Annotated in this window: 4 protein-coding genes; 3 read left to right on the top strand and 1 reads right to left on the bottom strand. The window is 68.0% G+C overall.

From position 1 onward, the window contains the following. The first annotated feature begins 176 nt into the window (after positions 1–176). The 3 genes from pdxY (at position 177) to G3N93_RS10710 (ending at position 4,977) form a co-directional block, all read left to right on the top strand. On the top strand, positions 177–1,037 hold the full coding sequence (gene pdxY / locus G3N93_RS10720) for a pyridoxal kinase PdxY (RefSeq protein ID WP_041492785.1): 861 nt from the start codon (positions 177–179) through the stop codon (positions 1,035–1,037). A gap of 285 nt (positions 1,038–1,322) precedes the next feature. After that, positions 1,323–3,467 carry a phosphocholine-specific phospholipase C gene (locus tag G3N93_RS10715; RefSeq protein WP_206132995.1) on the top strand — a complete coding sequence of 715 codons (2,145 nt, stop codon included), beginning with the start codon at positions 1,323–1,325 and terminating at the stop codon, positions 3,465–3,467. A gap of 361 nt (positions 3,468–3,828) precedes the next feature. After that, on the top strand, positions 3,829–4,977 hold the full coding sequence (locus tag G3N93_RS10710) for a branched-chain amino acid ABC transporter substrate-binding protein (protein ID WP_174935145.1): 1,149 nt from the start codon (positions 3,829–3,831) through the stop codon (positions 4,975–4,977). A 137-nt stretch (positions 4,978–5,114) separates the two neighbouring features. On the opposite strand, the gene G3N93_RS10705 is transcribed toward G3N93_RS10710, so the two are convergent. Beyond that, on the bottom strand, positions 5,115–5,876 hold the full coding sequence (locus tag G3N93_RS10705; protein WP_174934846.1) for a FadR/GntR family transcriptional regulator: 762 nt from the start codon (positions 5,874–5,876) through the stop codon (positions 5,115–5,117). Positions 5,877–6,000: the final 124 nt, after the last annotated feature.

The following is a 6,000-nucleotide window of genomic DNA, read 5'->3' as shown; positions in this document are numbered from 1 at the left end:
CATGGCGATCACGGTGATTGGAGACACACGCGGGCAGCCGGGCCGCCTCGCGCCCCGCGATTCTACGCGGTCGCGCTGACGACGGCGCGCAACACTCCGGGGCCGCGCGACTTCCGCGCGCGCGACGAACTCGGGTATCGTGTGACGTGACCCTGAAACGCGTGCAGGCGATTCCCATGAAAAACGTCCTCAGCATTCAGTCGCACGTCATCTACGGCCATGCCGGCAACAGTGCGGCCGTGTTCCCGATGCAGCGCCTCGGCATCAACGTCTGGCCGCTCAATACCGTCCAGTTGTCGAATCACATGCAGTACGGTCACTGGGCCGGCAGCGCGATCGATGCCGCGAAGATGGAACAGCTCGTCGACGGCATCGCCGCGATCGGCGCGCTCAAGCGCTGCGACGCCGTGCTGTCCGGCTTCCTCGGCTCGCCGCCGCAGGCGCGTGCGGCCGTCGAGATCGTCCGCTCGGTGAAGGCGATGAACCCGAACGCGTGGTACTTCTGCGATCCGGCGATGGGCCAGACGGGCGGCATCCGGCCCGAGCCCGGCGTCGAGGAATTCATGGTCCAGGAGATGCCGGCGCTCGCGGACGGCATGTCGCCGAACCACACCGAACTGCAGAAGCTCGCCGGGCGGCGCATCGAAACCGTCGCCGAAGCCGTCGAAGCGTGCCGCGCACTGATCCGCCGCGGCCCGCAGATCATCCTCGTCAAGCACCTGCACGACCGCAACAGCCCCGCCGATCGTTTCAACATGCTCGCCGTCACCGAAACCGAAGCGTGGATCGGCCAGCGCCCGCTGTACGCGTTTCCCCGCCACCCGGTCGGCGTCGGCGACCTGACCAGCGCGATCTTCGTCGCATGCCGGCTGCGCGGCGACTCCGTGCGCGCCGCGTTCGAGCACACGCTCGCGGCCGTCCACGCGGTCGTGAAGGCCACCTACGATGCGCGCCGCTACGAGCTCGAACTCGTCGCCGCGCAGGACGAAATCGCGCGCCCGAGCGAATGGTTCGGCGCGTGGGTCACGGACGCCTGACACGCCGGCGTCGCCCTCCGCTTCACCGGCGCGCATCCCGCGCCGCGCCACACCGCTTTCCCGCCTCATCCCTGCCGCACCGCGACTGCTGGCGATAGCTGTCCCGACGCTGCGTCGAGATCGCTTCGATGCGGATGCAAACGTTTCCGGACTTCACATGAATGACACCGATTCCTCGCTATGCTCGCGACGGCACCACCCGGCGCAGCCGCATCCTGCGACCCGGGCGCGCCCTTCCAGCAGGTCCTGCCAATCGGCTCCCCTCTTTACCGCACGATAACGACCATGACCCGATCGAACCGTCGTGACTTCCTGCGCGTCGCTGCCGGCACCGCCGGCGCCGCCGCGCTGAACCTGTTTCCGCCCGTGATTCGCGATGCGCTTGCGATTCCCGCGAACCGCCGCACCGGCACCATCCGCGATATCGAACACATCGTGATCCTGATGCAGGAGAACCGCTCGTTCGACCACTACTTCGGCACGATGCGTGGTGTCCGCGGCTTTGGTGACCCGCGCCCGCTGCGCCTCGCGAACGGCAAGTCGGTGTTCCACCAGCCGGTCGGCCCGGCCGAACTGCTGCCGTTCCATCCGGGCGCGGACAAGCTCGGCCTGCAGTTCCTGCAGGACCTGCCGCACGGCTGGCAGGACATGCACGCCGCCTGGAACAAGGGCCGCTACGACCAGTGGGTGCCGAACAAGGGCACCACGACGATGGCGTACCTGAAGCGCGACGACATCCCGTTCCACTACCAGCTCGCCGACGCGTTCACGATCTGCGACGCGTACCACTGCGCGATCCCGAGCTCGACCGATCCGAACCGCTACTACATGTGGACCGGCTACGTCGGCAACGACGGCACGGGCGGCGGCCCGGTGCTCGGCAACGAGGAAGCGGGCTACGGCTGGACGACCTATCCGGAAGTGCTGGAGAACGCCGGCGTGTCGTGGAAGATCTACCAGGACGTCGGCACCGGCCTGAACGCCGCCGGGTCGTGGGGCTGGACGCAGAACCCGTACATCGGCAACTACGGCGACAACTCGCTGCTCTACTTCAACCAGTACCGCAGCGCGCTGCCCGGCACGCCGCTGTACGACAAGGCGCGCACCGGCACCAACATCAGCGCGGGCGGCACGCTGTTCGACGTGCTGCAGCAGGACGTGAAGAACGGCACGCTGCCGCAGGTGTCGTGGATCTGCGCGCCGGAAGCGTATTCGGAGCATCCGAACTGGCCGGCGAACTACGGCGCGTGGTACATCGAGCAGGTGCTGCAGGCGCTCGTGTCGAATCCGGAGGTATGGAGCAAGACCGCGCTCTTCATCACGTACGACGAAAACGACGGCTTCTTCGACCACGTGCAGCCGCCGTTCGCGCCGCAGTCGCGCGACAACGGGCTGTCGACGGTCGCGACGACCAACGAGGTGTTCCCCGGCGACGCATCGCACATGGCCGGCCCGTACGGGCTCGGGCCGCGCGTGCCGATGCTCGTCGTGTCGCCGTGGACGAAGGGCGGCTGGGTCTGCTCGCAGACCTACGATCACACGTCGCTGCTGCAATTCATCGAGGCACGTTTCGGCGCGCAATACCCGGTCAAGGCCGGCAACATCTCGCCGTGGCGTCGCACGGTGTGCGGCGACCTGACCGCCGCGTTCGATTTCGCGACGGCCGACGCCGGCTGGCCGAAGCTGCCGGACACGAGCGGCTACGCGCCGCCCGACCGCCTGCGCCATCCCGACTACATCCCCGTGCCGCCGGTGTTTCAGAAGCTGCCGAAGCAGGAGGTCGGACTGCGTCCGGCGCGCGCGCTGCCGTACGAGCTGTTCGCGCACGGCCGCGTCGAATCGGTGAACGGCCTGTTCCGGCTGACCTTCGCGAACACCGGTCGCGCGGGCGCGTCGTTCCAGGTGCAGTCACGCAACCGTCTCGACGGCCCGTGGGCGTACACGGTCGAAGCCGGCAAGCGGATCGACGACACGTGGAGCGCCGCCGCGTCGCTCGGCCTGTACGACCTCGACGTGTACGGCCCGAACGGCTTCTACTGCCATTTCCGCGGCCCGTTCGCGACCGGTGTCGGCAGCGCGAACGTGAACCCCGAGGTGATCTACGGTTACGACGTCGCGAACGGCAACATCACGCTGCGCCTGATGAACCGCGGCCACAAGGCCGTGCGGCTCAAGGTCACGAACGCGTACGGCCACGGCCGCGCGCGCACGTTCGACCTCGCGCCGGGCCAGCAGATCGACGACTACTGGGATCTGCGCGGCAGCCACGGCTGGTATGACCTGACCGTCAGCGACGGCCGGCTGCTCGGCTTCCTGCGCCGCTTCGCGGGCCACGTCGAGACGGGCCGCCCGAGCACCAGCGATCCGCTGATCCGCACGCACGCATCGCACGACGATGCCGAAGCCGCATCGGACGCCCTGTCCGACTGACGGCGTCCCGTGCGCGGCGCGGCCCCGGCGGGCCGCGCCGCCTCCCTGCTCCTCCCCCCACTCCCCCCGTTCCGTTCGCGACGGGAAACTCCCGATACCGGCTGCCGCCGCACGCGCGGAAGCTATGCGCAAATCCGCACCGAATGCGCGGCAAATTGCCAAGACCCGGGCATATCGGCGACCTATATATCGAGGCGATCGGGGCTCTTGATGGAGCCTGACGGGAGATTCTTCCGAGGATCACGATGCCGACCTCCCCGCCCGATTCCGAGAAGCGGTCGAACCGCCCGCCCGTCGCACGCGTCCGGCCCGCCCGAGCGCATGCGGTACTCACTCGCAGGTGTCGAACAAGAGGAACAACATGAAATTCCGTCATTCCCTGCTGTCGGTGTCGATTGCATCCGCGCTTGCCCTCCTCTCGCAACAGGCCGCCCAGGCCGCCGATACGACCGACGTGAAGGTCGGCTTCGCCGCGCCGCTCACGGGCGTGAACGCCGGTTACGGCAAGGACCTGCAGAACGGCGTGCAGCTCGCGCTCGACGATGCCGCCGCGCAGAAGGTGCAGATCGCCGGCAAGCCCGCTCACTTCAATCTCATCGTGCAGGACGACCAGGCCGACCCGCGCATCGGCGTGCAGGCCGCGCAGGCGCTCGTCGACCAGAACGTGTCGGTCGTGGTCGGCCACTTCAACTCGGGGACGACTATTCCGGCCTCGGTCGTCTACGACAAGGCCGGCATCCCGGTGATCGATCCGGCCGCGACCAACCCGACGCTCACCGCGCGCGGGCTCGCAAACATGTTCATGGTGATCGCGACCGACGGCCAGAACGCCGGCAACGCGGGCAAGTACGCGGTCGACGTGACGAAGGCGAAGCGCATCGCGATCATCGACGACCGCACCGCGTTCGGCCAGGGCGAGGCCGACGAGTTCGAGAAGGCCGTGAAGGCCGCGGGCGGGAACCTCGTCGGCCGCGAATTCACCAGCAACCAGGCCGTCGACTTCCGCGCGCAGATCACGAGCCTGAAGGCGAAGAACCCCGACCTGATCTTCTTCGGCGGCCTCGACTCGCTCGCCGCGAACTTCATCAAGCAGATGCGCCAGCTCGGGCTGAACGCGCAGTTCGTCGGCGGCGGCGGCGTGAAGGACAACGAGTTCATCAAGATCGCGGGCCCGGCCGCCGAAGGCGCGATGGCGTGGGAATACGGCCGGCCGCTCGACGAGCTGCCGCAAGGGAAGGATTTCGAACAGCGCTTCAAGAAGCGCTTCGGCGTCGACGTGCTGTCGTACGCGCAGTTCGGCTACGACGCAGCGTGGGCGGCGATCAAGGCGATGCAGGCGGCCGGCTCGACCGACCCGAAGGTCTATCGCCCGGCGCTGAAGAAGATCGACTTCGAAGGCGTCACCGGCCGCATCTCGTTCGCGAACGACGGCTCGCTGAAGAGCGGGATGTCGACGCTGTACCAGGTGAAGAGCGGCGCGTGGAAGACGATCACGACGAAGGGAGGCTGATCGGCGGTGCCGGCGGCCGGCGGCGGAAAGGCCGCCCGGCCCCGGTGATCGATGAAGGGAGCTCCGTCTCGTATGACGACTGATGTTGAGGCGATTCGACCAGGCCGGCGGCAACACCGGCCGCGTCGCCCGGCGCGTCAGCCGGCCTGCGTGTCGCGCTCGGCCTCGGCCGCTTCGTGCGCGCGGCGCAGTCGTTCGCGGCTGTTGGTGAGGTGCGTGCGCATCGCGGCGCGTGCGGCCTCCGGGTCGTGGCGTGCGATCGCTTCGTAGATGTCCTCGTGCTCGTGATTCAGCCGGCCGACGTAGCGCTCGAGATCGTCGCCGGCAAAGCGGGCCGAATTCACGCGCGTGCGCGGGATGATCGACGTGCCGAGCTGCGTCATGATGTCGACGAAATAGCGGTTGCCGGTGGACTGCGCGATCTGCAGATGGAACTGGAAGTCGAGCTGCGCGGTGTCGCGCCCGCCGCCCGCCCCCGATGCGATCGCATCGAGCGCGCGCCGCAGTGCGGCCAGGTCGGTATCGTTCGCGCGCTGCGCGGCAAGGCTCGCGCATTCGCTCTCGAGGCTGATGCGCAGCTCCAGCACCGCGAGCACGTCGCGCAGCGTCGTGATCGTCGCCGGGTCGATGCCGAGCGTCTGGCGGCGCGACGGCTCCAGCACGAAGCTGCCGATGCCGTGGCGCGTCTCGACGAGGCCGCTCGCCTGCATCCGCGAGATCGCCTCGCGCACGACCGTCCGGCTCACGCCCTGCGCCGCCATGACTTCGGTTTCGGTCGGCAGCTTGTCGCCGGGACGCAGCGTGCCGTTTTCGATCTGCGCGGTCAGCGCGTCGACGACATCTTGTGCGAGGCTGCGTGCGCGACGGCGCGGCGCGGCGGGAAGCGTAGGGACGGACATGAGGCCGGTTCCTTTTTGAATGATCGTAATGTGAGCCGAGGGTTTACGCGGGGTTTGAGCGAAAGCCGATGATTCATTATACTGCGTCACAAGTCATCCGACGACTGATGATCGAAACACGGAT

Source organism: Burkholderia sp. Se-20378 (genome assembly GCF_017104665.1).
In the GTDB taxonomy this organism is placed as follows: domain Bacteria; phylum Pseudomonadota; class Gammaproteobacteria; order Burkholderiales; family Burkholderiaceae; genus Burkholderia; species Burkholderia lata.
Note: the sequence above shows the minus strand (reverse complement) of the source record. Positions and strands in the feature narration are given on the sequence as shown.

Coding starts and splice junctions, on each gene's coding strand:
- pdxY (WP_041492785.1), top strand. CDS start 177: ATGAAAAACGTCCTCAGCATTCAGTCGCACGTCATCTACGGCCATGCC.
- G3N93_RS10715 (WP_206132995.1), top strand. CDS start 1,323: ATGACCCGATCGAACCGTCGTGACTTCCTGCGCGTCGCTGCCGGCACC.
- G3N93_RS10710 (WP_174935145.1), top strand. CDS start 3,829: ATGAAATTCCGTCATTCCCTGCTGTCGGTGTCGATTGCATCCGCGCTT.
- G3N93_RS10705 (WP_174934846.1), bottom strand. CDS start 5,876: ATGTCCGTCCCTACGCTTCCCGCCGCGCCGCGCCGTCGCGCACGCAGC.